The sequence below is a fragment of the Endothiovibrio diazotrophicus genome, assembly GCF_054657215.1.
In genome coordinates this window covers 1-23909 of sequence record NZ_BAAHXB010000049.1, presented here as the reverse complement: position 1 = coordinate 23909, position 23909 = coordinate 1, and the positions used below count along the sequence as shown (strand labels likewise).

Genomic DNA, 23909 nt, shown 5'->3' with positions numbered 1-23909 from the left:
AGGGTGAGTGGTTTCGTCGTTTTTTTTCTCGGGGGAGGTGCCTGTGGTGGCTGAACGAGCGGAGGGGGCGGTGGCGCAATTGAGCGTGATCCTGCCGGCAAAGAATGAGGCGCGGGGGTTGGCCGAGGTGTTGCCTCGCCTGCGTGAGCTCTACCCCGAGGCGCAGGTGATCGTGGTCGATGACGGTTCCGACGACGACACCGCGGAGGTGGCACGGCGGTACGGGGCGGAGGTGGTCTCCCACCCCTACGGCATGGGCAACGGCGCCGCGGTGAAAAACGGCGCGCGTGCTGCGCGCGGTGAACGGCTGCTGTTCATGGACGCGGACGGGCAGCATCGCCCGGAGGAGATCGCCCGTCTGCTGGCGAAGTACGATGAGGGGTATCGGATGGTGGTGGGCGCCCGTGCGGCGACGGCCCAGGCGAGCCTCGGACGCAGCTTGGCCAACCGTCTCTACAATCGCCTCGCCAGTTGGATGGTGGGGCATCCGGTGGCCGATCTCACCTCGGGGATGCGGCTGGTGAGCGCCCGCCACTTCCGCGAATTCCTCCACCTCCTGCCCAACGGTTTCTCCTATCCGACCACCTGCACCATGGCGTTCTTCCGCGCCGGTTATCCGGTGGCCTATCTGCCGGTGGCGGTGGAGCAGCGGATCGGCAAGAGCCACATCCGCATCTTGCGCGACGGGACCCGTTTCCTGCTCATCATCTTCAAGATCGGCAGCCTCTATTCGCCGCTCAAGCTCTTCTTCCCCGTCAGTTTCGGACTCTTTTCCGCAGGGCTCAGCTACTACATCTATACCTATCTGACCTCCGGTCGTTTTACCAACATGGGGGCGTTGCTGTTCATCGTCTCCATCGTGGTGTTCATGATCGGGCTGGTCTCCGAGCAGATCACCGCGCTGATGTACCGGAAGGATTGAAAATGGCATGGAAATCGCATGAATATTCGCATGAATTCGGCCACAACAAATAATTCAGGCAGGGGAGGAGAGGTGATGAGCGGCATGCAGCGTGGTTTTACTCTTATCGAGCTGATGATCGTGGTGGCCATAATCGGCATCCTGGCCGCCATCGCGATTCCGGCCTATCAGGACTACACCATTCGCACCCAGGTCACCGAGGGGCTCGGTCTCGCCTCGGACGTGAAGGGGAGTTTCATCGAGTTCTGGACCGGTCGCGGGCGCCTGCCGAGCAGCAATGCGTCGGCGGGCCTGGCGCAGGCGACCAGTTACACCGGCAACTACGTCTCCGAGATCGGTGTCGCCAACGGCTCGATCAACGTCACTTTCGGCAACAAGGTGAACCAGAAGGTCAGCGGCAAGATCGTCTCGATTCGCGCGGGCACCAACTCCGCCGGCCAGATCGTCTGGCTCTGCGGTCACGCCACCAACGCCTCGGTGACCGATAACGGCACCGATGTGACCGATATTGACAACAAGTACCTGCCTTCCGCCTGTCGCCAGTAGCCGTCGGCGGAGAGCGGGTTCGGTGGTCGTTGAGCGGGGAGGGGGTGGGTCGCTGCGGGTGCTGTTCGTCTCGCGCGCCCACCCTCCGGTGGTGGGTGGAATCGAGAACCACAACCGTGCCCTGCTCCACCATCTGCGCGGCGTGGCCGAGGTGCACGCCATCGTCAATCGGGGCGGCAAGCGCCTGCTCCCGCTGTTCCTGCCGTGGGCGGTGCTGCGGGCGTTGTGGACGGCGCCCCGCGTCGATGTCGTCCTGCTCGGCGACGGGGTCTCCGCCGTCGTGGGGTGGGCGGTCAAGCGCCTTTTTCCGCACAAGCCGGTGGTCTGCGTGCTCCACGGGCTGGATCTCACCTATCCGCATCCCTTCTATCAGCGTTGGTGGGTCGGCCTCTTTTTCCGCTCCGTCGATCGTTTCATCGCGGTCAGTCGGGCCACGGCCGCCAGTGCTGTGTCCTTCCACCTTCCCGTCGAGCAGGTGGTTGCGATCCCCAATGGTATCGATGTCGAGTCGCCCCCGCCGGCTTGCCCTCGCGCGGAGCTGGCCGAATGGCTGGGGGAGCGGATCGAGGGGCGGACGGTCCTGTTGACGCTTGGGCGGTTGGTGGAGCGCAAGGGTGTTGCCTGGTTCATGGAGCGTGTGGTGCCCCGATTGGACCGGCGGGTGCTCTATCTGGTCGCCGGAGAGGGGCCGCAGCGGGCGCGGCTGGAGGCACTCCTTCGGCAACCGGGTGTGGGTGAGCGGGTGCGGCTGCTCGGTGCGGTGGACGAGCGGGCGAAGGCGGTGTTAATGGGCGGTAGCGATCTCTTCATCCAACCCAACGTGCGGGTACCCGGAGACATGGAGGGGTTCGGCATCACCGTGCTGGAGGCGGGGCTCCACGGGTTGCCGGTGGTGGCCGCCGATCTGGAGGGGTTGCGCGATTCGGTGATCGAGGGGGGCAACGGGTGGCGCCTGCCGAGCGGGGATGCCGATGCGTTCGTGCGGCGCGTGGGCGAGTTGGCCGCCGAGGACGCCGAGGCGGTTGCCGAGCGTCGTCAGCGGGCCTGCGAGACGGTGCGCGCCCACTTCTCCTGGGGGCGCTTGGTTGGACGCTATGCCGAGGTGCTGCGTGAGGTGTCGGGGTGCGCGGGTCGCTGATGCAGGCGGTTCGCACGCCCCGTGACACCCATGCCGCGGAGCGGTTGCCCGCGGCGCGGGAGTGGCGTGAGTTGGTCGCGGTCACGGTGACCTACCAGCCGGACGTGGCGCTGTTGCGCGCCCAGTTTGCGTCCCTGCCGCCGGACTGCGGCAAGGTGTTGGTGGACAACGCCTCCGCGCCCGCGCTCCGCGAGGCGCTGATGGAGTTGGCGGAGTCGGCGGAGTCGGTGCCGAATCTGTCGCTGGTGGTCAACTCCGCCAATCGGGGGCTGGCGGCGGCCATCAACCAGGGCGTCGCGGCGGGACGGGTGCGTTTCCCGCAGGCGCGCTATTGTCTGCTGCTCGACCAGGACAGTGAACCGGAGTCCGGCAGCCTCGAAGCCCTCGTCGAGGCCCTGGAGGGTCTGCAGCTGCGGGGCGAGCCGGTGGCGGCCGTCGGGCCGCTGCTGCGCGACGCGCAGACGGGTCTCACCCACGGCTTTCATCAATCCACCGGGTGGCGTTGGCGACGCCTCTACCCCGAGCCGGGTTCGCCTACATTGGTGCCCTGCACCAATCTGAACGGCAGTGGCACCTTGGTCCCCTTGGCGCGCTTCCTCCAATTGGGTGGGCTCGACGAGGGGTTGTTCATCGACCACGTGGACACCGAGTGGGCGTTCCGCGCCCTCTCCCGGGGATACACGCTGTGGGGGGTGCCCGGCGCGCTGTTCACCCACCGTATGGGGCAGGAGAGCCTGCGCTACTGGCTGTTCGGCTGGCGGGTCTGGCCGGCCCGCTCGGCGCTGCGCCACCGCTACCTCTTCCGTAATGCGCTGTGGTTGATGCGCCGCCCCTATGTGCCCGGGGTGTGGAAGTTCTGGGCGATGGTCAAGCTGGCCCTCACCTTCACTGTCCATGCGCTGTTCGATCCCCGCCGGGGGGAGCAGGTGCGGGCCATGCTGCAAGGCTTGGGGCAGGGCCTGCGCGGGGGGTCAGATCCCCGTTGAGCGCACGCGTGCCAAGAGATTTCTGGCCACCGACCTCGCCCAGGCGCGGCCCTCCAGGGCGAACGCCGAGAGCAGCCTGAAGGGGTGCCTCAGGGCGTTTTCCGCGAGGGCGGCGAGTGGGTCGGCCATCAGGGCGAGGCGGATGCCCTCCACCTCCACCCGCTTCTCCAGGGCCTGTCGCACCGCCGCGTCGGCGTCCACCCAACGGGCATCGGTCAGCCGCTGCCGGAGCACGTGGAACTGGATCAGCCGCCGTTTCCGGTTGGCCGCCAGCATCTCGGCCAGGGATCGCTGGTAGGCCATCTGGGCGCTGATCCCGATGTCCACACGGTAGAGGACGAGGGGTTCGGGATCGTAGACCAGTCCATCCACCAGTGCGGCGCGGAACCCCCACACCAGATCTTCCCAGACGTGGGGTTCGCGGATCGTCTCGAAGCGCTCCAGCAGGCTGCGGGAGAAGGCGGCCGAGGCGCCGATGTAGATCCCCTCGGCCAGGGCGATCTCCCGCAAGGACATGGAGCGGCGTTCGGTCGGGGGGCGATTCACCCCCAGTAGCCTTCCCTCCCGGTCGATGCACTGCACGTCGCCGTGGATCAGCAGTGGGCGTCGTCCCGCACGGAGATAGAGCTCCACCATGCGCTGGGTGCGCAGAGGCCGCGAGACGTCGTCGCCCGAGCCGCCGAGGATCAGCTCGCCGCGGGAGAGGGAGAAGACCCGGTTCGAGTGGGCGATCAGGCCGAGGTTCCGCTCGTTGCGCAGCAGGCGGACCTGATGGGGGCCGCGATAGGCCTCGACGATCTCCCGCGCGATGTCGTAGGTCCGGTCGGGCGAGCAGTCGTCGGAGATGATGATCTCCAGCGGTGAGTAGGTCTGTGCCAGGGCGCTACGGACCGCCTCGGCGATGTAGCGCTCGTGGTTGTAGGTGGTGAGGATGAGCGTCACCAGCGGGGCGGACGGGGGAGCGGACGGGGTGGGAGTCATCGCAGTCGGCGGATATGGCGGTAGAGGATGGGGAGCACGGCGGCCAGGTGCAGGGTGCTGGTGGCGACGTAGGCGTAGCAGGCTCCGATCAGGCCGAAACGGTCGATCAGTGCGGCACCGGCGGCGACGAACAGCGCCGAGAAGATCACGTCGCCGAGGATCACCCAGAGGACCATGGAGTGGGCCAGCATCAGGTAACCGCAGACCCAGATCAGCATCTTCAGCACGTCCCCCACCAGTTGGGGCGCGATGATCTCGCCGATGGCGGCGAACTTGGGGGAGAAGAGCAGCGGCACCACCCAGTGGATGTTGAGGTAGATCAGCAGCCCCAGGGCGGGTACGGTGGCGAGGACGAAGCGCAGGCCCTTGTGGAACTCCCGCCGCGTCGGCTCCGCGCCGGTGGCGCTGGCGAACTTGGGCAGGAAATAGATCCCCAGGGGTATGGTGACGAACATCAGGTAGGTGTCCGAGATGCGCAGCACCGCCTCCCAGATCCCCGCCGCGTCGGCGGAGAGACGGTCGGTGATGATGCCGCGCATCACGATCTGGATCAGCGGCACCAGCAGCGCGCCGACCAGGGTCATGGCGGAGAACTGGAACAGCGGGCGCAGATGCCGGCCCATCTCCGCGCGGAACGGCAGGGTCAGTGGCAGTAGCCGCCGTAGCGGGGGGAGCGCGGTGACCGCCACGCTGAGGGTGTGGCCGATGATCAGCCCGGCCAGCGCACCGGCCAGGCCGTGCAGCCAGGCGCCGGCGATGATCATGCCGGCGACGCTGATCGTCTGTAGGGCATTCAAGCCGGAGAGGACGCCGACCAGGGCGCGGCCGTTGATCGCGGCACGGAAGGTCATGCCGTAGCTCAGCAACGGGAGGGCGGCGGCCAGGGCGACGAGGTGGCCGGCATAGTCAACGCTGCCGAAGAGGTGCGCGGAGAGCGGGCGCGACCAGACGAGGGTCAGCGCCGCGCCCAGCAGCGAGGCGACGGCGAGGACGCGCAGCGCCGCCTGCAGCACCCGGGCGGTGTCGGCTTCGTCGTCGTGGCGTTCCGCCAGGAGCTTGGTGACCCCGTTGGAGAGGCCGCCGCTGCCGCTGGTCATGGCGATGGCGATGGCGTTCTGCATCTGGCCGAGGGCGGCCAGGCCGCTGGGGCCGAGCTCGAGGGCGACCACCTTGTTGATGAGCAGCGCGGCGCCGATCTTCAGGGTGGTGGTGGCCGAGGTCAGCAGAAAGGTGCGCTTGAGGGTCAGCTGGAGTGCCATGTCCGCCCGTGGTGTGCGCTGGCCCGCATTCTCGAGATATGCGGGCTAGTCGTCATCGGTGAGCCGCAGGGTGTGGGACTGGGCGTTGCCTTGCGCCCGCTCCACCTGGCGTTCCAGGAGGCGGTCGGTCCAGTCGGCGGGCAGCGGGCCTTGGGGGGCCGTGTAGCGGATTGTCGAGCCCGGCAGACGGCCCAAGGCGGGCGGGCCCATCGCGGTGATGTACTCCCACGACTTGTCGCGGGAGGCCAGCGCCCAGGGGTCGTCGCGCGCCATGCCGGCATCCTCCACCGCGCGGCAGACGATGGAGAGCCCGCCGGTACGGCGCGGCGTCTCCGCCGGGTGCCGGTAGTAGTGCCAGTCGATCGGTTCCAGGCAGAAATAGCGCAGCATGTAGTCCAGCATCGGGGCGGAGAGGTACCAGAAGGTGTTGGCCTCCTCCTGGAACCGGCCATGGGCGTTGAACTCCATGATGCAACCGGGGTCCTCGACGATGTTGGTGGAGACGATCATCAAGCCGCCCTCGCGCAGGGCCGGGCGAACCCCGGCCAGCACATGGAAGGGCGAGTAGACGTGATAGAGCAGGCCCGACAGGTTGATCAGGTCGAAGCCCTTGCCCAGGTCGGCGCCGAGTTTCCGCGCCACGTGGTGCAGGGTGCCGATCTGGCGGAAGGCGAAGCGCACGTGGTGGTAGTGCTGCACCGCCAGTAACTTGCGGTAGCAGTGGTAGATGGCGTCGGTGGCGACCACCCGGCGAGCCCCCTTGCGGCTCATCAAGGTCGGGATCACCCCCTCCATGGAACCGACGTCGAGGCACTCCATCCCCTCCAGCTCCGCGTTGGCCAGCAGCATGCGGGGGAGGAAGGGGGTCTCCGCGGGGTAGATCCCCTCGGTGACGCAGTCCTCCATCAGCTCGATCGAGTAGTACCACCACTGGCGCATCCATTCGCTCGCCGCGAGTGCCTCCCGTGTTTGCGGATAGCCCGCGAGGCGTGAGCGCAGATAGCTTGGGGCCTGGACGGCGAGGCGTTGCCACAGCGAAGGCTGAAGCAGCTGGTAGACCACGTTGTGCTTGATGCGCGGGTCGGCGCTGAGGCGATTGCGTAGGGTCATGGTCCGATCGGTGGCAGGTTGTCGGGGGCGTGGTCAGGTGAAGGCCCGTTCCACCGCGCCGACCTGCTCCTCAGTCATCTGCGGCCCGAGGGGCAGGCTGAGGACCTCGGCGGCCAGGCGGTTGGCGACGGGGAAGGCGGAGGCGGCCAGCCCCAGGTGGGTGTAGGCCTGCTGCCGGTGGGGCGGGAGCGGGTAGTGGATGAGGGTGGCGATGCCGGCCTCCGCCAGACGGGCCTGCAGGGCGTTGCGCTCGGGGTGGCGTACCACGAAGAGGTGCCAGACGGATTCGCTATCGGCAGGCGCCTGTGGCCGCGCCAGGGCGGCGATGGCGGGGAGCTCCAGGTAGCGCCGGGCGATCGCCCGGCGGCGCTCGTTCCAGGCGTCGAGGTGGCGCAACTTGACGCGCAGCACGGCCGCCTGTACCGGGTCCAGGCGGCTGTTGTAGCCCAGCGCTTCGTTGAAGTACTTCTCGCGGGAGCCGTAGTTGCGCAGCACGCGCAGACGCTCGGCCAGTTCGGGGTGGTCGGTGGTGACTGCGCCGGCGTCGCCCAGCGCCCCCAGGTTCTTGCCCGGATAGAAGCTCCACGCCGCGGCGTCGCCATGGCCGCCGATACGCCGCCCCCGGTAGCGGGCGCCGTGGGCCTGGGCGGCGTCCTCCAGCACCTTCAGACCGTGCCGCTCGGCGATCGCCAGGATCGGCTCCAGCTCCGCCGGGTGGCCGTAGAGGTGCACCGGCAGGATCACCCGGGTGCGCGGGCCGATCGCCGCCTCGATCCGTTGTGGGTCGAGGGTGTGGCTGCCCTCGGCCGGCTCCACCGGGATCGGGGTGGCGCCGCACTGGCTCACCGCCAGCCAGGTGGCGATGAAGGTGTTGGCGGGGACGATGACCTCGTCGCCGGGCTCCACGCCGAGGGCGAGCAGGGCCAGACGGAGGGCGTCGAGGCCGTTGGCCACGCCCACGGCGTGGCCGGTCTCGCAGTAGGCCGCGAACTCGGCCTCGAAGGCCTCCACCTCTGGGCCGAGGATGTAGGCGCCGCGGTCGAGCACGGCGAGGATCGCGGCGTCGATCTCGGCGCGCAGCTCGCGGTAGCCGGCACGCAGGTCGAGGAACGGGACCTGCATTAGTGTACTGCCCCGCAATTAATGGCCCTTTCAGCGAGCGGCCAAGCGGTCAGCCGCAAGGCGCGGGCTCGCCGGGGCAGCCGCCCTGCCTCAAGAGACCGCAAGGCTTGCCGCGTCCTGCTCACGCCCCTCCCCGACGTCCCTGTCGGGGACGCGGCGGATGGCCGCTTGGCCACTCGCCCGCAGGGCGCCCCCCAGAGACGCCAGGCCGGCGTTGCGGCGCTTGCCAAGGGGTTGCCATTGGCCGCGCACCGCGCCTTGCCCTGGCGTCTCTGGGGGGCGCTGAAAGGGCCATTAATTGCGGGGCAGTACACTAGCTCAGGCCCCGCTCGCTCAGGAACTGGTCGTGGTCGCGGATGTAGTCGGACTCGTCGTAGTGGCGCGAGGCGAGCACCATGCACACCGAGCCGGAGGAGAAGTTGTCGAGGAAGCGCCACATCATCGGGCAGACGTAGAGCCCGAAGTAGGAGCGGTTGAGGTGGAAGCGCTTGCTCTCGCTGCCGTCGCTGAGCACCACGTCGAAGCTGCCCGACATCGCGACGATGAACTGGTGCAGGCTGCGGTGGGCGTGGGCGCCACGTTCGGCGCCCCCCGGCACGTCATACAGGTAGTAGACCCGCTGGATGTCGAAGGGGATCTGGACGCCGCCTTCGATGAAGGTGAGGTTCCCCCGGCGGTCGTGGATCTTCGGCAGTTCGATGATCCGGCAATCTTTGATCGACATGTGTTGGCTCCTTTGATCCCCGTCGACTCCCGCGTTTCGGCGAGTCTGGAAGTAGGTCAACCGCGGGTGACCTCGCGTCGGCCCTGTTCCATTTTCACCGAGGCCGAGACGTCGAAAAAGCGGTGCATCCCATGATCCATGCAGGTGGTGCAGAAGCCGTTGCCGTCGCGGTGGGCGAGCAGCTCCTCCAGCGGAGTGTCCAGATAGCTGGGATCGAGCACCGGTTCCATCAGGTTGCTGCAGTGCACCACCGAGGTGTTCCAGCGCACGGTAGGGAATACCTTCATCATGAAGCAGATGCGCTCCTTGTTGGCCTGGGCGTATGCGAGCTGCTCGGCGATCGGGTAGTAGAGCATCTCGTTGGCGCGCAGCATCTCCTCGGGGATCACCTCGCCGTAGATCACGTGACGCAGCACCCGTTCCGGGAAGATCTGCGCCAGCACCGGCAGGAACTGGAAGCCGAGTTCGCGGGCCAGCGCCTCAACCTCGTCGTAGTCGCGCTCCATGTTGTGCTTGTAGAGGTGGTAGGTGATGCGCACCACGGTCTCGACGCCGTGCTTGTCGAGGTATTCGCGCAGCTTGAAGAGGTTTGTGCGGAACTTCTCCCATTTGCCCCCGGTGCGGGTGAGGCCGAAGTTCTCGCCGACACCGGAGCAGGGCACCACCAGCACGTCCGGTCCCGCCGCCACCACCGGTTCCAGGTGTCGGGCGTCGGTGAGGTTGGTGGAGATCTCGGTGGCGACCCCATATTCGGCGCTGATGCGCAGGATTTCGGGCAGCTCCAGGTTGACCAGCGGCTCGCCCCACAGATAGAGGTAGACGGAGTTGATGAACGGGATCTCCTCGCTCATCTTGCCCAGCACCTGGCGATAGGTGGCGGCGGACATCAGCCCCCCCGCCTTGTTGGCGTCGGGCAGGCCCATGTTGCAGGAGATGCAGTGCAGGTTGCAGATGCCGGCGACCTCGATGGTCGGCAGGTAGTCGCACAGGTCGGTGGAGGTCATGTAGCCGCGGTTGCGCTCCAGGCCGTGGCGCTCGCACAGCTCGATGGCCCAGCGCCGGGTCTCACGGTGCTTGGCGGTGATCAGCACGAAGGCGTCGCTCAGCTCGCCCTGGAAGAAGGTGTCGGGCGGGATCACCGGCTTGCCCCGTTTCATCCCGTCCTTGAACGGCCGGGAGTCGATGAATCCCCCCACGTCGAGGCCGAGGCGGGTGAAGCGCCGCAGGAAGCCGATCCCCTCGAGGTTCACCGAGAAGATGTAGACGGTCTTGCCCTCCACCCGTGGCCGGAAGTCCTCGGGAGTGACGAACGGGATGGGTTTCCGCTCCACCGGCGCCGGTTTGCGGTGGAAGTGGAGGGGGGCTTCAACGGTGGTCATGTTCACGCTCCGAAAGGGGGACGGCCGGGTGGCGGCGTCGCAGGACATCCAGGTCGAGACGGTGCAGGCCGTGGCGTTGGCAGCGCCGGCACTGCTCGGCGCGATGGCGGCGTTGCAGCAGTTCTTCCCAACCGATGGCCAAATAATCATCGGCGAGCACCGGCCCCCGGTACAGGTGACACAAGACGACCGGACGGTTTGGTCGGATGATCGGGAAGATCCGCTGCGACAGGCAGGGGAGCTCGGCGTCGGCGGCGCTCTGGGCCAGCGCCCGCTCCAGGTCCCACGGCAGCCGCTCGGCCTGGCGCAGCACCTCGGCGGAGAGGACGCCGCTCTCGGCGTAGGCGAGGAGGTAGTCGTAGGGCATGACGTAGGGGGTGTGCAGCGCGAGGCCGATGCCGCTGCCGTCGAGTCTTTCCCGCCAACGCCGCGCGAGATCCGGCGGGTCCTCGCGCGACGGGTAGAGGCGGAGTCGGCAGGTGGTCTCCGGCGCCTGCGCCAGGGCCTCCCGCAACTGCTCCAGGCGCGCGGCGAAAGCGGGTCGGGTGGCCGCCTCGCCCCCTTCGAGCGTCACCTCGAAACGGCTGGGTCCCGCCGCCAGCACCGGTCCCAGCGGGGCCTCTCCGGTGAGGCGGGTGACCACGGAGCAGGGGGCGACCCGCTCGGCCCGGCGGATGATATCCGGCAGCTCCGGGTGGAGCAGGGGGTCGCCCTCGGCGGAGAGTTCGATATGGCTGAGCAGGGGCAGATCGGCGTCCAGCTTGGCGACCACGCGGGCGAAGTCGTCCGGGTCCATGCGCTCCCCCGCGGGCGAGGGGGATACGATCTCCACGATGGCGTGGGGGCGCGGGATCGCCAGGTGGGTCAGGAAGTCGCTCTCCCGGCGCAGCCCGGCCGCCGCGCATTTCGCCTCTGCCTCGCGGCGGTAGGCGGCGGCGGCGATGACGATGAACGGGGCGGGGCCGCCGCTCAGGGCTTCGGCGGCGGGGAACACCGGCCGGCCGCGGCAGCGGGCGCCCGGCTGTGGCCGGTCGTGGAGGAAGCCTTTCGGGGAGAGCCCCATCTTCTGCAGGCTGACCGCCACGTCCTCGGCCAGCTCGCCGCGGCCCCAGATCAGCAGCTCGCGCCGGCCGATCCGTTCGCGCAGCGCCTCCGCGGGGAGGCCTTGCCGTGTGGTGAGGGGGGGCATGGGGTCGCGGCTCAGGCCCGCGATGCGAGGATCGTCGCGACGGCGTCCAGGTCGATGGTGCCCTGCTCGCCCAGGTTCTTGAAGTCGCGGGCGGCGAGGTGGGCGCGGACCCGTTCCGCCACCGCCTCGCCGTCGAGGCCGATGGCCGAAAAGCGGATCGGCAGGCCGAGGCGCTCGAAGAAGGACTCGGTCTGTTCGATGGCGGCCGGCGCCACCGCCTCGTCCGGGCCGGAGAGTCCCCAGATGCGGCGGCCGTACTGCGCAAGCCTTGCCATCTTGGCGGCGAGCTGGTGGCGGTAGACCCCGCCGAGCACGATGGAGAGGGTCTGCGCGTGGGGCAGGTCGTAGAGGGCGGTCAGCTCGTGGCCGATGGCGTGGGTGGCCCAGTCGACGGGCACGCCGCGGCTGATCAGGCCGTTCACCGCCTGGGCGCCGCACCACATGGCGGCGGCGCGCAGGTCGTAGTCGTCCGGCCGTCCCAGCAGCGGCTCGGCGATCTCCGCCACGGTGGCGAGGATCGCCTCGGCCTGGCGCTCCTGCAGCGGTGCCGCCGCCGGGTAGGTGGCGTACTGCTCCAGCGCGTGGACGAACATGTCGGCCAGGCCCATGGCGGTGCGCTCGGCGGGGATGGTCAGGGTCGTCTCCGGGTCGAGCACGCTGAAGCGGGGGTAGAGGCTCAGGGCACAGTAGGAGAGCTTGCTGTGGAGTGCGCGGCGGCTCAGCACGAAGGCGTTGTTACCCTCGGAGCCGGTGGCGGGCACGGTCTGAATGCAACCCACCGGCAGCACCCGCGCCGGCGCGGCGGCCTCGCCGGTGATGATACGCCAGGGCTCGTCGCCGTCGAAGTGGGTGGCCAGGGCGATGAACTTGGCGGCGTCGATCACCGAGCCGCCGCCCACCGCGAGGATGAAGTCGACCTGCTCCCGGCGGGCGACGTCGATCGCCTCCAGGCAGATCTCGTACTCCGGGTTGGGCTCGATGCCGCCGAACTCCACCAGCGAGATCTCGCCGATGGCCTGGCGCACCTGGTCGTAGACGCCGTGGCGGTGGATCGAGCCGCGGCCGTAGAGGAGCAGGATCCGTCGGACGTCGGTCAGCTCGGCGCCGATGCGGCCGATCATGCCGCGGCCGAAGAGGATCTTGGTAGGGTTGTAGCTGTAGAAGTTGTTCATCGGGGTAGGTTGCCTGATCGTCGTCGCCGCACCCGGTTCAGGCACGGGTGAAGTATATCACCGTCTCTTCCCAGCCCTCGGTGTAGTGGCGCAGGCGCAGCTGGTAATCCCCCTGTACGGAGAGCACCTGCTCGGGCACGTCGATGAAGTCCTTGGGGTGGTGATAGACGCAGATGGCCAGCGCCGGATGGTGGTCGCGGATGAGTCGCCGGGAGCCCGCCAGCGCCTTGGGTTCGAACCCTTCGAGGTCGAACTTGATGAAGTCGGCGCGCTCGATGGTCTCGTCAAGCGCCACTACCTCCACCTCCTCGCCGCCCTCCGCGGCGATGCGCGAGGCGTTGGCGGCGGAGGCGTCGAAGGCGAGGCGTTGCCGCCGCTCCCCCAGGGCGTTGGGGTGGAAGGCGACGTCGCGATGGTCGGCCAGTCGGGCGCGGGCCGCCGTCATCGAGCCGGGGTTGGGTTCGAACAGGTGGACCCCGGCATAGTCCGGATAGTGGCGGCAGAAGAGCTCCGTGGTCTCCCCCCGGTAGGCGCCGCCGTCGACGAAGACCGGGGCGGCGGGCAGGCCCAGGGGCAGGTCGAAGTACTGCTCCGGGTCGCGCAGGCGATAGCCCGCGGTGAAGGAGGGGTCGCCGGTCAGGCGGTAGAGCAGGACGTCGCGGCAGGTGCGGCGGGAGTCGGCGTCGGCGAAGCGCTCGAGGAGTGCGCTGAAGGCGCTCTCGTGGCCGCGCAGCACCGCCTCGGCCTCGGCGCAGAAGGGGAGTGGCGGGCAGCGCTGCGGGGCCTGGCGGGTGAGGTCGGCGTAGTGCAGCACCTGCGGCTGGGCCGGCAGGCTGGCGAGGCGTTCCAGCGCTTGGTGCGGGCGACGGTGCAGCACCGCATTGATCACCGCGGCGCCCGCCGGGAGGTCGTGGCCGGGGAGCACCGGCAGCCCGTGCCAGTGGGGCGTTTGCGCGGCGAAATCGTCGATCACGCCGGCCAGTGGGAGGTGTTGGGCGATGAACGCGCTGTGCGGATTGCGCCCCAGCACGAAACAGGGCAGCTCGCCGTCGAGCACGGCCGCGGCCAACGCCCGGGCCGGGCCGGATAGGCTCGCCCGCCACGCCTCCAGGGCGTCGATCAGCCCGGTCTCCGCTGACCCGCTCATCGAGCGTCCAGCTCCACCGCCGAACCGCCTGCAGCGGCGCGCGCCATGGCGTCGAGCAGGCGCAGGCCGTCGTGGGCCAGGCCCGAGCCGGCGACGTCCGCCGACTGCCATGGCTCCCCGGCGTGGAAACGGTCCAGTGCCTCGTGGAGGTCGACGTACAGGTTGGCGAAGGCCTCGATGTAGCCCGCCGGATGGCCGGCCTTGAAGCGGGTGTAGCGCGGCTGGTTGCAGACCAGGACGGCGGCCCCGCGGTCGAGGGTCTCGATGCGGCCGTCGGCATGGGCCAGGCGGATCGTCTCCGGGTTGACCTGCTCCCACTCGGCGCTGGCGTCGCTGCCGAAGATGCGGATCTTCAGGCCGTTGCGGTAGCCGAGCATGGACTTGCCGAAGTAGAAGTCGCCGAAGATGCCGTTTTCGTACTCCACCGCTGCGCTGACGAAATCGACGATTTCGGTGAAGTTGCCGTAGGAGCTGTGGAAGCCCGTCACCCGCCGGGGGCGCGCCCCGGTCAGGTAGTCGGCGATCTGGTGCAGGTGCACCCCGAGGTCGAGGTAGACGGTGGGCACCGGGCCATCCTGCAGGCGCCACGCCTGGGGGATCAGCGGATTGCCCTCCGCGCCGCGGCGGATGAAGCCCTCCTGGGGCATCTCGGCGACGAAGTGGAGGATGCGGCCCAGTCGTCCCGCCTGGATCAGGGCGCGCAGCTCGCGCAGGGCGGGGTAGCCGGTGTAGTTGTAGGTCACCGCGAGGAAGCCGCCGCTACGCGCCTCCGCCTGGCGGATCGCGGCAACCTCGTCGAGATTGCTGGCCAGCGCCTTTTCGCAGATCACCGGGATGCCGGCCTCCAGCGCGGCGACCACCGGCGGGACATGGGCGGTGGTCGGCGTCAGCACGATCACCGCGTCGAGGGCGTCCGCCTCCCGCTCGATCAGGGTGGCGGCGCGCGCGTAGGTGCGCTCCGCCGGGACGCCGTAGCGGTGCGCGCTTGCGGCATTGGTGGTGGGGTCGCGGCTGAAGCTGCCGGCCACCAGCTCATAGAGACCGTCGAGGTGCAGCGCGTTGAAATGGGCGCCGCCCACCGCGGAGTTGATCCCGCCACCGATGAAGGCCACCTTCAGTGGGGGGGCGGGGGCCGGTGGGGCGTGGTCGTCGGTCAGCGGCACGTCTGCTCTCCCGTGTTCAGGGACAGGTAGTCCTGCAGGGCAGGGGTGATCTCGAACAGGCGTCCCGTCTCCTCAAAGCGGGCGAACAGGATGGCGAACTTGTCGTAAGGCGCGCCGCGCACCTGGCTGCCGCTCTCGCGCAGGGGATAGTAGCGGACCTCCGCGGCCGGCAGGCGCTGGCTGAACGACCAGATGACGGCGTCCGTGGGCAGCGAGAGGGTGTGTCGTGCCCAGGGGATGGCGGTCTGCTCGGGAAACGCCATCGGTTGGCCGAGGAAGGGGCGCAGGTAGTTCTCGATGTAGGGCACGCCGGTGGAGAGGGAAACCAGATGGGAGTAGAGGTCTCCGGGGCAGCGCCGCATGCACTCGATGAGGAAGAACTCGTCGCCGCGCACCATGAACTGGGTGTGCAGCAGGCCGTCGGTCAAGTCCAGCGTTGTGGCGAGGTGGTCGATGCTCTCGCGCACCCGTCGACGTAGCGCCGCTCCCAGTCGGGAGGGGGCGTTGGAGCAGTTCACCTGATAGGGGTAGACCGTGCAGAACTCGTCGACGAAGACCTCCGCCGCGACGGCTTGGCCGCGCAGGAAGGCGGAGTGGCTGTGCAGGGCGCCGTCGATGAACTCCTCCACCACGGCTTCGGCGCGGCGCGAGACCCGGCGGGCCTCTGTAATGGCCTCCGGCAGGCCCGCCGGGTCATCCAGTTTCACGCACCCCCGGCCGCTGAAGCTGTCCGTTGGTTTGACCAGCACCGGGTAGCGCAGATCGGAGAGCGTTGCGGCGTCCGCCGGCCTCGCCCGGGGCACGGGGAGCCCCTCGCGCTGCGCGAAGGCGCGGAAGGCGGCCTTGTCGTGGAGGGTGGTGGTCGCTTCCGGCCGGTCGAAGCCGGGGAGGCCGAGGGCGGTGGCGGCGGTGGCGGCGGAGAGATAGGCGTAGTCGTTGCAGCTCGGGCATAGGGCGGAAAAGCCTTCGCTGCGCACCAGCTCGAGGAGGGCGTGAGGGTCGGAATAGTCGATCGGGAAGTAGCGGTCGGCCCAGGCGACGCAAGGGTCGTTCGGCGCGGCGCCGCAAACCGCCACCTGCCGCCCCATCGCCTTGAGGGCATGGAGCAGCGGCGCGGCGCTGAAACTGGTGCCTACGAGCAGGATGGGAGGCGTGGCAGACAAACGTTGGTCTCTGGCGGATTTATCCAGGGGGGTGTTTACCGTAGCCGCAAAAGAGCCGAAATGCCAACCGCCGAAACCCGGGATTCGACCTTTCCCACCGCGCCAACCCCTCCGGCGACGGTTTCGCCGAACGATGCGTGCCGATCGCCCGGGGGCCGCTGTACAGGTGGGGGGATATCCTGGATACTTCAAGGCCCTAGGCGCGCTGTGCCCCGAACTCGGGTGGCAGAATTATGGCGGAAAAAGAGAAGAAACAAGACACCTTCCTCTGGGAGGGGACCAACAAGCAGGGCAAGCGGGTCAAGGGCGAGATGCCCGGGGCTGGCGATGCGCTGGTGAAGGCTGCCCTGCGCCGCCAGGGGATCACCCCGCTGAAGGTGAAGAAGAAGCCGAAGGCGCTGTTCGGTGGCGGCGGGAAGAAGATCACCCCCGGTGAGATCGCCATCTTTGCTCGTCAGATGGCAACCATGATGAGTTCCGGCGTGCCGCTGATCCAGGCCTTCGACATCGTCGGGCGGGGTCATGAGAACCCGTCGATGGAGAAGCTGATCATGGACATCAAGTCGGAGGTGGAGGGGGGCGCGGCGCTGGGCGATGCGCTGGCCAAGCACCCTTTCTACTTCGACGATCTGTTCGTCAACCTGGTCAACGCCGGTGAGGCCTCCGGCGCCCTGGAGACGATGCTCGACAAGATCGCCACCTACAAGGAGAAGTCGGAGAGCCTCAAGGGGAAGATCAAGAAGGCGCTGTTCTATCCGATCGCGGTGGTGGTGGTGGCCTTCATCGTTTCGGCGATCCTGCTGATCTTCGTGGTGCCCCAGTTCCAGGAGCTTTTCAACGGCTTCGGCGCCGAGCTGCCCGCCTTTACCCAGATGGTGATCAACCTTTCGGTGGTGTTCCAGGAGTGGTGGTGGGCGATCTTCGGCGGCGTCGGCGGGGTGGTCTACGTGTTCATGGAGACCAAGAAGCGCTCGCGCAAGTTCCGCGAGATCCTCGACCGGATCGCGTTGCGCTTTCCAGTCTTCGGCGACATCGTCTTCAAGGCGGCGATCGCGCGCTTCGCCCGCACCCTCGCCACCATGTTCGCCGCGGGCGTGCCGATGGTGGATGCGATGACCTCGGTGGCGGGGGCCACCGGCAACATCGTCTACGAGAAGGCGACCCTGGCGATGAAGGACGAGGTGGCTTCCGGTCAGCAGCTCCAGTTCGTCATGCGCGAGACCCAGCTGTTCCCCAACATGATGATCCAGATGGTGGCGATCGGCGAGGAGTCGGGCGCCCTGGAGGACATGCTCGGCAAGGTGGCCGACTTCTACGAGGAGGAGGTGGACAATGCGGTGGATGCGCTATCCAGCCTGATGGAGCCGATGATCATGGCCTTCCTCGGCGTGGTGGTCGGCGGCCTGGTGGTCGCCATGTACCTGCCGATCTTCAAGATGGGCGAGGTGGTGTAGCGACACCGCTCAAATTTCGGAATGGACAGGATTTTTCAGGATTTACAGGTTCTTCCATGGTGCGCGCGGCTATCCGAAAATGCGAATTGTGGATGACCAGCTATCGGGTTCGGGAAGATTCGAATACGAATTCGTGCACGTGCAAGGGGTATTCACTCCGCAAACCTGTAAATCCTGAAAAATCCTGTTAATCCTGTCCATTTCTTCTCTCTTCTCTGCCATTCCCCGCACTGTGGATTTACTTCTATGGAGATGATCGATACCGCCCTGCGTCTGCCGGGGCTCTATCTCCCCGCCGCCCTGCTGTTCGGGCTGGTGGTCGGCAGTTTTCTCAATGTGGTGATCCTGCGGCTGCCGCCGCGGATGGAGTGGGAGTGGCGCAGCCAGTGTCGGGAGTTCATGGGGCTGGAGGGCGAGGCGGAGGAGCCTCCGCCGGGGCTGGTCTTCGACCGCTCCCGCTGCCCGAAGTGCGGTCACGCCATCCGCCCCTGGGAGAACGTCCCGCTGATCAGCTGGTTGCTGCTGCGCGGGCGCTGTTCGGGGTGTGGGGCGCCGATCTCCCTCCAATACCCGCTGGTGGAGGGGGTGAGCGGGCTGCTCGCGCTGGCGGTGGTGTGGCACTTTGGCCCCACTTGGCAGGGGCTGGCGATGCTGGTGCTCTGCTGGGGGCTGCTGGCCGCCTCGGTGATCGACCTGCGCACCCAGCTGCTGCCGGACGACATCGTCCTGCCGCTGCTCTGGCTGGGGCTGGCGCTCAGTCTCGGTGGGCTCTTCGTCTCCGCCGAACAGGCGATCCTTGGCGCCATGGCGGGCTATCTCTCGTTATGGAGTGTCTACCAGCTGTTCAAGCTGCTCACCGGCAAGGAGGGGATGGGCTATGGCGACTTCAAGCTGCTGGCGGTGATCGGGGCGTGGGGCGGTTGGCAGTTGCTGCCGGTGGTGATCCTGCTCTCCTCGCTGGTGGGGGCGGTGGTCGGGGTGGGGTTGATGGTGTTGCGTCGCCACGACCGCAACGTGCCGATCCCGTTCGGCCCCTACATCGCCGCCGCCGGGTTGATCGGCCTGCTCTGGGGGGATCGGCTGATCGCTGCCTACTGGCGGCTGGCGTTCTGATGGCGCCCGCCCTGGTGGTGGCGCTGACCGGCGGCATCGGCAGCGGCAAGAGCGCAGTCTCCGAGCGCTTCGCGGCCCGCGGGGTGCCGGTGGTCGACACCGACGTGATCGCCCGCGAGGTGGTGCGGCCGGGGACGCCGGGGCTTGCCGCGGTGGTCGAGGCGTTCGGCGGGGCGGTGCTCGACGGCGACGGGCGGCTCGACCGCGCCGCATTGCGCCACCGGGTCTTCGCCGCCCCCGCCGAGCGGCGCCGCCTGGAGGCGATCCTCCACCCCTTGATCCGTGCCGAGGTGCGCCGCCGGGTGGCGGCCCTGGACGCCCGCTACTGCATCGTGGTGATCCCGCTGCTTGTCGAGGGAGGCGGCCGCGAGTTGGCGCAGCGGGTGCTGGTGGTGGATGCCCCCGACGGGGTGCGGCGTGCCCGGGTGGTGGCGCGGGACGGGTTGGATGAGGAGACCATCGATCGGATCTTCGCCGCCCAGGCCTCCCGCGACGAGCGCCTGGCGTGGGCCGACGAGGTGATCGTCAACGGCGGTGGGCTGGATGCGTTGGACGCCGAGGTGGCTGCCCTGCATCGGAAATACCTGGTGCTCGCTGCCGATGGGGCGGCTGGAGCGCGGGCTTGAGCGCACATCGGCTTGCATTGTAATCCGTAGGGGCTATCTTCCTTGCACCTTCCGCCCGAATAAGGGTCTTTACCCTCAGAAAGGGGTGGTGGACAATAGCCGTTGGTTAATTATCCTCCACCGATGTCTTCCCCCCAGGTCGGGTCGTGCAGAAAAAAATCATTTACGAACAGCCGCTTAATGAGCGAATTCGGACCCTTCTCCGGCTCGAGTTCCTGTTCAAGCAGGCGCGCCATTTCCTGCACGGGCAGTCGGTGTGGGAGAGCCGTTCCAGTGTCTCTACGCTGCTGGAGATCTATGCGCTGTTCAGTCGTGCCGACCTGAAGGGGGAGCTGCTGAAGGAGCTGGAGCGTCATGCGGCGACCCTCCATCGCCTGGAGCGCAGTCCCGGGGTCGATGGCCAGCGGTTGCGTAGCGTGCTCGATGAGCTGACCGAGATCGGCGATCGTCTCCAGTCCAACCCCGGGCAGATCGGGGCTCACCTCAAGGACAACGACTTTCTCGCCACCATCCGCCAGCGCAGCGCCATTCCCGGCGGCACCTGCGACTTCGACCTGCCGATCTACCACTATTGGCTGCAACTGCCGCAGGAGCAGCGGGTGGCCGATATGGAGGAGTGGATGTCCGGCTTCGAGCCGGCCCAGCAGGCGGTCACCGCGACGCTTCGGCTGATTCGCCACAGCGCCACCCCCTCCCACGAGATCGCCGTCGGCGGTGGCTTCCAGATGACCCTTCCCAGCAATCTCCCCTGCCAGATGGTGCGCGTCGCCATTCCCCCCGAGATCCCCTGCTATCCGGAGGTGAGCGGCGGCAAGCACCGCTTCACCATCCGCTTCCTGGAACACCGCGGCTTCAATGAGCGCCCGACCCAACTGGCCGAAGACCTCGAATTCGAACTGGTCATCTGCGTTATTTAGTTCTTTCGCACTCATCGGGAAAAACGCGGAGAACGCAAAGACGCAGAGATCGCAGAGAAGAAGCGTTCGAGTGAAAGGCAGGCCGGATTTGGGGTGCAAATCCTCAATTTTCTTCTTTGCGTCCTCCGCGTTTTTCGCGAGCGCTTGGAAGAACTCAGTCGGGAAGGTAGCGGGACCAGTCGTGGGCGGGGTCGCCGACGGCGAGGAAGTGGGGATTGGTGAGTTCCGGCCTGGTGTTGTAGCGCAGCGGCTGGAGGTCGGTGTCGACCAGCGCGCCGCCGGCCTCCTCCAGCAGGATCTGGGCGGCGGCGGTGTCCCACTCGGAGGTGGGGCCGAGGCGGGCGTAGAGGTCCACCTCTCCGGCGGCCACCAAGCACGATTTGAGGGCGCTGCCGAGGGTCACCGAGCGATGTTCGCCAAGTCGCTCCAGCAGCGTTTCCAGGGCCGGGCCGCGGTGGAAGCGGCCGGTGGCGACGGTGGGCGGTGAGGCCGCCGGGCGGCGGCTGGCGAGTCGCCGGGTGGCACCGTCGGCTGTCCGGCACCAGGCGCCACCGCCGAGGCGGGCGAAGTAGTCGGTGTCGCCGAGCGGCGCGTGGATCACCCCGAGCAGCGGGCGGTGTTGGTGGATCAGGGCGATGCAGACGCAGAACTCGCCGTCCCGGCGGATGAAGTGGCGAGTGCCGTCGAGGGGGTCGGCGAGCCAGTAGCTGGGCCAGCCGGCGCGTTCGTCGAAGGGGATCTCCGCCGACTCCTCAGAGAGCAGCGGCAGGGCCGGCGAGAGCGCCCCCAGACCGGCCACCAACGCCTCGTGGGCGGCCAGATCGGCGGCGGTCAGCGGGGTGTTGTCGGATTTCGAGGTGACCTCCACCTCGCCTTCGTAGCGGCGCAGGATCTCCCGTCCGGCGGCGTGGGCCACTGCCACCACCGGCTCGATCAGCGCCTCCAGCGCCTCAGGCGTCGGCTGCCACACGTTCACGCTCCAGGGTGTCGCGCACCAGATAGAGGGCGGCGAGGCTGCGCGCCTCGGTGAAGTCCTCCTCGCGCAGCAGCGCCTCCAGGCGGTCGAGGCGCCAGGGTACCACCTCGATCTCTTCCGGCTCGTCCCCCTCCAGGCGTGAGGGGTAGAGTTCCTGGGCGAGCACGATGTGGGTGGAGAAGGCGAGGTAGCCGGGGGCGACGGAGAGGGTGGTGAGGTGGCGCAACCGCCGCGCGCCGTAGCCGACCTCCTCCTGGATCTCCCGGTCGGCGGCTTCCAGCAGCGGCTCGGCGCCCTCGATCTTCCCCTTCGGCAACCCCAGCTCGTAGCGGTGGACGCCGGCGGCGTACTCGCGGATCAGCAGCACCGTCCGCTCGTCGAGCATCGGCACCACCAACACCGCGCCCCCTTCGGCGCCGGCCAGCCGCTCGTAGTGGGCGATGTTGCCGTTGGAGAATTGAAGATCAAGCTGCTCGACGTGGAACAGCCGGGTGCGCGCGGCGGTGCGGCGGTCGATGATACGGGGGAGTTTCGGCATGTTCCCAATCGTCTGCGCCCGGCGGCGGGCGGGGACAGTATACCTTAGGGGTTGGGGGTTAGGGATTAGGGGTTAGTTGTGGTGGCGGAGCCGCATGATGGTGATTTTTTTCTCCCTGATTCTTCGGAGAGGATTGACGCCGTAACGTGCCTCCCAATCCTATTCCCTATTCCCTATTCCCTATTCCCTATTCCCTATTCCCTATTCCCTATTCCCTATTCCCTATCCCCTAGCTGACAGCCGCCCGCCGATCGCCGACAATGGGCGAATGATTGACTGGAACCAAATCGACACCGTCCTGCTGGACATGGACGGTACCCTGCTCGACCTCCACTTCGACAACCACTTCTGGCTGGAGCACGTACCCCGTCGCTGGGCGGAGCTTCATGGTCTTTCATTGGCGGAGGCCAAGGCGGAGCTGGTGCCGCGCTACCGGGCGGTGGAGGGGACTTTGGATTGGTACTCGGTGGACTATTGGAGCGCCGAGCTGGGGATGGACATCCCGCTGCTCAAGCTGGAGGTGGAGCATCTGATCGCGGTCCACCCCCACGTGGTGGAGTTCCTCGACGCGGTGCGCGCGGCCGGCCGGCGGATGCTGCTGGTGACCAATGCCCACACCAAGGTGCTCGACCTGAAGCTGGCGCGGACCCGACTCGGCGGCCACTTCGACCGGGTCTTCACCTCCCACCAGATCGGTGTGCCGAAGGAGGATCCGGGCTTCTGGCCGCTACTGCGCGGGCATGAGGCGTACGATCCGGCGCGCACGCTGCTGGTGGACGACAGCCTGCCGGTGCTGCGTTCGGCCGAGGCCTACGGCATCCGTCATCTGCTGGCGGTGCGCCGGCCCGACACCCGGATGGGGGAGAAGGATACCGAGGAGTTCGCCGCCATCGACGACTTCTCGGCCATCATGCCTAATGTGATTTTTTAGCGAAAATCACACATGTTTGTGCCGCTCGTAGATCTCCATCACCCGCGGTAGGGCGCGGTTGAAGGCGGCGATCACCTCCGGGTCGAAATGCAGGCCCGCCTCCTCGTTCATCAGCTCGAGGGCCTTCTCCACCGGCCACGCCTCCTTGTAGGGACGTTTCGAGGTGAGGGCGTCGAAGACGTCGGCGGCGGCGACGATGCGCGCCGAGAGCGGGATCGCCTCGCCGGCCAGCCCGTTGGGGTAGCCGCCGCCGCTCCATTTCTCATGGTGTCCCTCGGCGATCTCGATGCCGATGCGGAAGACGCTACGCCCCACCGCGTTCATCTGAATCTCGCAGCGCCGCAGCACGTCGCCACCGATGCCCGGGTGGCGCTCCATCTCGCGGCGTTCCTCGTCGGTGAGCCGGCCCGGCTTGAGCAGAATGCCGTCCTCGATCCCCACCTTGCCGATGTCGTGCATCGGTGCGAAGCGCAGGATGTCGCGCACCGCGGCGGCCGGCAGTCGGCCGCGGTGGGGGCCCTCGCGGTTCATCTCCTCGGCGACGATGGCGGAGTAGAGGCTCATCCGCATCAGATGGTCGCCGGTCTCCGGGTCGCGGCTTTCGGCCAGCTTGGCCAGGCCGGAGACCGCCGAAACCACCAGGTGTTCGGTGATTACGGTCTTCTCGAACCCCTGGCTCACCTGACCGGCGATGTTGCCGAGCAGCTCCAGGTGGTCCGGGCGGTAGGCCGCGGGCCGCTGGCTGGCGAAGACCAGCACCGCACCCCAGTGGTGTTCGGTGGTGTGCCGCTCGGTGGAGAGCGGGAAGAAGAGGGCCGAACGGCGGCCGTCGCGCTCCAGTTCCGCGGCGAAGCGGGCGTGGGGGTTGGTGGCGGCGACGTCGCCGAGGTCCGGCAGATGGAGCGGTTCGCGGGTCTCCATGGCGGTCGCCAGCAGCGATCCATCGGCGTCGAAGCGGCTCCCTTCGAGGAGGGTGGTGGGGCCGTCGCTGTAGAGCCGCTCCAGGACGAAGCGCTCGCCGGTCTGGTCGAGGGTGAGCAGGCCGACCCAGTCGGTGGGTAGCAGGTCGCGGAACTCGTCGAAAACGAAGGTCAGGGTCTCGTCGAGGCTCTGCGCCTCGTTGATCCGGCCGGTCAGGCGGAACAGCGCGAAGAGGCGGCCGGAGAGCTGGTTGAAGGCCTCGCCCATGCGCCCCAGTTCGTCGTGGCGCTCGATCGGCACCTGGTAGCCGAAGGCGCCGTTGGCGACCTTCTCGAAGCCGCTCACGGTGCTGGCCAGGGGGCGCAGGAAGCGGCGCCGGAGCAGCCAGAGGATCGCCGCCACCAATAGCAGGGTGAAGCCGAGCATCGACAG

General features: G+C 68.0%; 23 protein-coding genes. 9 read left to right on the top strand and 14 right to left on the bottom strand.

Going from position 1 to position 23909, the window contains the following annotated elements; translation table 11 throughout:
- Nucleotides 1-46 precede the first annotated feature (46 nt).
- From ACYQ2W_RS13365 to ACYQ2W_RS13350, 4 genes are all read left to right on the top strand, one after another.
- The gene (locus tag ACYQ2W_RS13365) at nucleotides 47-922 is read left to right on the top strand and encodes a glycosyltransferase family 2 protein (protein WP_459867822.1); all 876 of its coding nucleotides are present in this window, start codon (nucleotides 47-49) and stop codon (nucleotides 920-922) included.
- Between the two features lie 84 nt (nucleotides 923-1006).
- Entirely contained in the window at nucleotides 1007-1468 is a 462-nt protein-coding gene (locus ACYQ2W_RS13360) for a pilin (protein ID WP_459867861.1), read from the top strand.
- 22 nt (nucleotides 1469-1490) lie between these two features.
- Nucleotides 1491-2606 (top strand): glycosyltransferase family 4 protein, encoded by a 1116-nt coding sequence (locus ACYQ2W_RS13355; protein WP_459867819.1) that lies wholly within the window; start codon nucleotides 1491-1493, stop codon nucleotides 2604-2606.
- On the top strand, nucleotides 2591-3592 hold the full coding sequence (locus tag ACYQ2W_RS13350) for a glycosyltransferase (RefSeq protein WP_459867816.1): 1002 nt from the start codon (nucleotides 2591-2593) through the stop codon (nucleotides 3590-3592). Before ACYQ2W_RS13355 ends, ACYQ2W_RS13350 begins: the two co-directional genes overlap by 16 nt.
- On the opposite strand, the gene ACYQ2W_RS13345 is transcribed toward ACYQ2W_RS13350, so the two are convergent.
- The 11 genes from ACYQ2W_RS13345 to ACYQ2W_RS13295 all read right to left on the bottom strand — a co-directional run bounded on the left by ACYQ2W_RS13345 (nucleotide 3578) and on the right by ACYQ2W_RS13295 (nucleotide 16001).
- Complete coding sequence (locus tag ACYQ2W_RS13345) at nucleotides 3578-4573, bottom strand: glycosyltransferase (protein ID WP_459867813.1); 996 nt, start codon at nucleotides 4571-4573, stop codon at nucleotides 3578-3580. The genes ACYQ2W_RS13350 and ACYQ2W_RS13345 overlap by 15 nt on opposite strands.
- The gene (locus ACYQ2W_RS13340) at nucleotides 4570-5832 is read right to left on the bottom strand and encodes an O-antigen translocase (protein WP_459867810.1); all 1263 of its coding nucleotides are present in this window, start codon (nucleotides 5830-5832) and stop codon (nucleotides 4570-4572) included. Before ACYQ2W_RS13340 ends, ACYQ2W_RS13345 begins: the two co-directional genes overlap by 4 nt.
- Before the next feature lie 45 nt (nucleotides 5833-5877).
- Nucleotides 5878-6942, bottom strand: a complete 1065-nt coding sequence (locus tag ACYQ2W_RS13335) for a class I SAM-dependent methyltransferase (protein ID WP_459867807.1) — start codon at nucleotides 6940-6942, stop codon at nucleotides 5878-5880.
- A gap of 33 nt (nucleotides 6943-6975) precedes the next feature.
- A complete protein-coding gene (locus ACYQ2W_RS13330) occupies nucleotides 6976-8064 on the bottom strand; it encodes a DegT/DnrJ/EryC1/StrS family aminotransferase (RefSeq protein ID WP_459867804.1) in 1089 nt (362 codons plus the stop codon).
- 313 nt (nucleotides 8065-8377) lie between these two features.
- Entirely contained in the window at nucleotides 8378-8788 is a 411-nt protein-coding gene (locus ACYQ2W_RS13325) for a sugar 3,4-ketoisomerase (RefSeq protein WP_459867801.1), read from the bottom strand.
- Nucleotides 8789-8844: 56 nt separating this feature from the next.
- On the bottom strand, nucleotides 8845-10167 hold the full coding sequence (locus tag ACYQ2W_RS13320) for a radical SAM protein (protein ID WP_459867798.1): 1323 nt from the start codon (nucleotides 10165-10167) through the stop codon (nucleotides 8845-8847).
- Nucleotides 10154-11356 (bottom strand): hypothetical protein, encoded by a 1203-nt coding sequence (locus ACYQ2W_RS13315; protein WP_459867795.1) that lies wholly within the window; start codon nucleotides 11354-11356, stop codon nucleotides 10154-10156. The genes ACYQ2W_RS13320 and ACYQ2W_RS13315 overlap by 14 nt, the downstream gene beginning before the upstream one ends.
- An 11-nt stretch (nucleotides 11357-11367) precedes the next feature.
- On the bottom strand, nucleotides 11368-12528 hold the full coding sequence (locus ACYQ2W_RS13310; RefSeq protein WP_459867792.1) for an iron-containing alcohol dehydrogenase: 1161 nt from the start codon (nucleotides 12526-12528) through the stop codon (nucleotides 11368-11370).
- Between the two features lie 37 nt (nucleotides 12529-12565).
- Entirely contained in the window at nucleotides 12566-13675 is a 1110-nt protein-coding gene (locus ACYQ2W_RS13305) for an FkbM family methyltransferase (RefSeq protein ID WP_459867789.1), read from the bottom strand.
- The gene (locus ACYQ2W_RS13300) at nucleotides 13672-14838 is read right to left on the bottom strand and encodes a Gfo/Idh/MocA family protein (protein ID WP_459867786.1); all 1167 of its coding nucleotides are present in this window, start codon (nucleotides 14836-14838) and stop codon (nucleotides 13672-13674) included. Before ACYQ2W_RS13300 ends, ACYQ2W_RS13305 begins: the two co-directional genes overlap by 4 nt.
- Nucleotides 14829-16001 (bottom strand): ATP-grasp domain-containing protein, encoded by a 1173-nt coding sequence (locus ACYQ2W_RS13295; RefSeq protein ID WP_459867783.1) that lies wholly within the window; start codon nucleotides 15999-16001, stop codon nucleotides 14829-14831. The genes ACYQ2W_RS13300 and ACYQ2W_RS13295 overlap by 10 nt, the downstream gene beginning before the upstream one ends.
- Nucleotides 16002-16234: 233 nt before the next feature.
- Between ACYQ2W_RS13295 and ACYQ2W_RS13290 the strand changes: the two genes are divergently transcribed.
- From ACYQ2W_RS13290 to zapD, 4 genes are all read left to right on the top strand, one after another.
- Nucleotides 16235-17455, top strand: coding sequence for a type II secretion system F family protein (locus ACYQ2W_RS13290; RefSeq protein WP_459867780.1), 1221 nt, complete (start codon nucleotides 16235-16237; stop codon nucleotides 17453-17455).
- A gap of 252 nt (nucleotides 17456-17707) precedes the next feature.
- Nucleotides 17708-18568: a prepilin peptidase gene (locus tag ACYQ2W_RS13285; RefSeq protein WP_459867858.1), complete on the top strand. Its 861-nt coding sequence runs from the start codon at nucleotides 17708-17710 to the stop codon at nucleotides 18566-18568.
- Nucleotides 18568-19194, top strand: coding sequence for a dephospho-CoA kinase (gene coaE, locus ACYQ2W_RS13280; protein WP_459867777.1), 627 nt, complete (start codon nucleotides 18568-18570; stop codon nucleotides 19192-19194). The genes ACYQ2W_RS13285 and coaE overlap by 1 nt, the downstream gene beginning before the upstream one ends.
- Before the next feature lie 146 nt (nucleotides 19195-19340).
- Nucleotides 19341-20111, top strand: coding sequence for a cell division protein ZapD (zapD, locus tag ACYQ2W_RS13275; protein ID WP_459867774.1), 771 nt, complete (start codon nucleotides 19341-19343; stop codon nucleotides 20109-20111).
- Between the two features lie 154 nt (nucleotides 20112-20265).
- Here the strand turns inward: zapD and cysQ are convergent, their stop codons facing one another.
- Together cysQ and nudE are read right to left on the bottom strand one after the other, a co-directional pair.
- Complete coding sequence (cysQ, locus tag ACYQ2W_RS13270; protein WP_459867771.1) at nucleotides 20266-21081, bottom strand: 3'(2'),5'-bisphosphate nucleotidase CysQ; 816 nt, start codon at nucleotides 21079-21081, stop codon at nucleotides 20266-20268.
- Nucleotides 21062-21625: an ADP compounds hydrolase NudE gene (gene nudE / locus ACYQ2W_RS13265; protein WP_459867768.1), complete on the bottom strand. Its 564-nt coding sequence runs from the start codon at nucleotides 21623-21625 to the stop codon at nucleotides 21062-21064. The genes cysQ and nudE overlap by 20 nt, the downstream gene beginning before the upstream one ends.
- A 268-nt stretch (nucleotides 21626-21893) precedes the next feature.
- Here nudE and yrfG point away from each other — a divergent pair, with 268 nt between their 5' ends.
- Nucleotides 21894-22556, top strand: coding sequence for a GMP/IMP nucleotidase (gene yrfG, locus ACYQ2W_RS13260; RefSeq protein WP_459867765.1), 663 nt, complete (start codon nucleotides 21894-21896; stop codon nucleotides 22554-22556).
- A gap of 6 nt (nucleotides 22557-22562) precedes the next feature.
- Here the strand turns inward: yrfG and ACYQ2W_RS13255 are convergent.
- On the bottom strand, nucleotides 22563-23909 hold a 1347-nt coding region (locus tag ACYQ2W_RS13255; RefSeq protein ID WP_459867762.1), incomplete at its 5' end, for an HD domain-containing phosphohydrolase.

What these genes read in the sequence shown, in the direction of transcription:
- ACYQ2W_RS13360 (WP_459867861.1), top strand. Translation starts at nt 1,007, where the DNA reads ATGCAGCGTGGTTTTACTCTTATCGAGCTGATGATCGTGGTGGCCATA.
- ACYQ2W_RS13345 (WP_459867813.1), bottom strand. Translation starts at nt 4,573, where the DNA reads ATGACTCCCACCCCGTCCGCTCCCCCGTCCGCCCCGCTGGTGACGCTC.
- ACYQ2W_RS13340 (WP_459867810.1), bottom strand. Translation starts at nt 5,832, where the DNA reads ATGGCACTCCAGCTGACCCTCAAGCGCACCTTTCTGCTGACCTCGGCC.
- ACYQ2W_RS13335 (WP_459867807.1), bottom strand. Translation starts at nt 6,942, where the DNA reads ATGACCCTACGCAATCGCCTCAGCGCCGACCCGCGCATCAAGCACAAC.
- ACYQ2W_RS13330 (WP_459867804.1), bottom strand. Translation starts at nt 8,064, where the DNA reads ATGCAGGTCCCGTTCCTCGACCTGCGTGCCGGCTACCGCGAGCTGCGC.
- ACYQ2W_RS13325 (WP_459867801.1), bottom strand. Translation starts at nt 8,788, where the DNA reads ATGTCGATCAAAGATTGCCGGATCATCGAACTGCCGAAGATCCACGAC.
- ACYQ2W_RS13320 (WP_459867798.1), bottom strand. Translation starts at nt 10,167, where the DNA reads ATGACCACCGTTGAAGCCCCCCTCCACTTCCACCGCAAACCGGCGCCG.
- ACYQ2W_RS13315 (WP_459867795.1), bottom strand. Translation starts at nt 11,356, where the DNA reads ATGCCCCCCCTCACCACACGGCAAGGCCTCCCCGCGGAGGCGCTGCGC.
- ACYQ2W_RS13310 (WP_459867792.1), bottom strand. Translation starts at nt 12,528, where the DNA reads ATGAACAACTTCTACAGCTACAACCCTACCAAGATCCTCTTCGGCCGC.
- ACYQ2W_RS13305 (WP_459867789.1), bottom strand. Translation starts at nt 13,675, where the DNA reads ATGAGCGGGTCAGCGGAGACCGGGCTGATCGACGCCCTGGAGGCGTGG.
- ACYQ2W_RS13290 (WP_459867780.1), top strand. Translation starts at nt 16,235, where the DNA reads ATGGCGGAAAAAGAGAAGAAACAAGACACCTTCCTCTGGGAGGGGACC.
- ACYQ2W_RS13285 (WP_459867858.1), top strand. Translation starts at nt 17,708, where the DNA reads ATGATCGATACCGCCCTGCGTCTGCCGGGGCTCTATCTCCCCGCCGCC.
- coaE (WP_459867777.1), top strand. Translation starts at nt 18,568, where the DNA reads ATGGCGCCCGCCCTGGTGGTGGCGCTGACCGGCGGCATCGGCAGCGGC.
- nudE (WP_459867768.1), bottom strand. Translation starts at nt 21,625, where the DNA reads ATGCCGAAACTCCCCCGTATCATCGACCGCCGCACCGCCGCGCGCACC.
- yrfG (WP_459867765.1), top strand. Translation starts at nt 21,894, where the DNA reads ATGATTGACTGGAACCAAATCGACACCGTCCTGCTGGACATGGACGGT.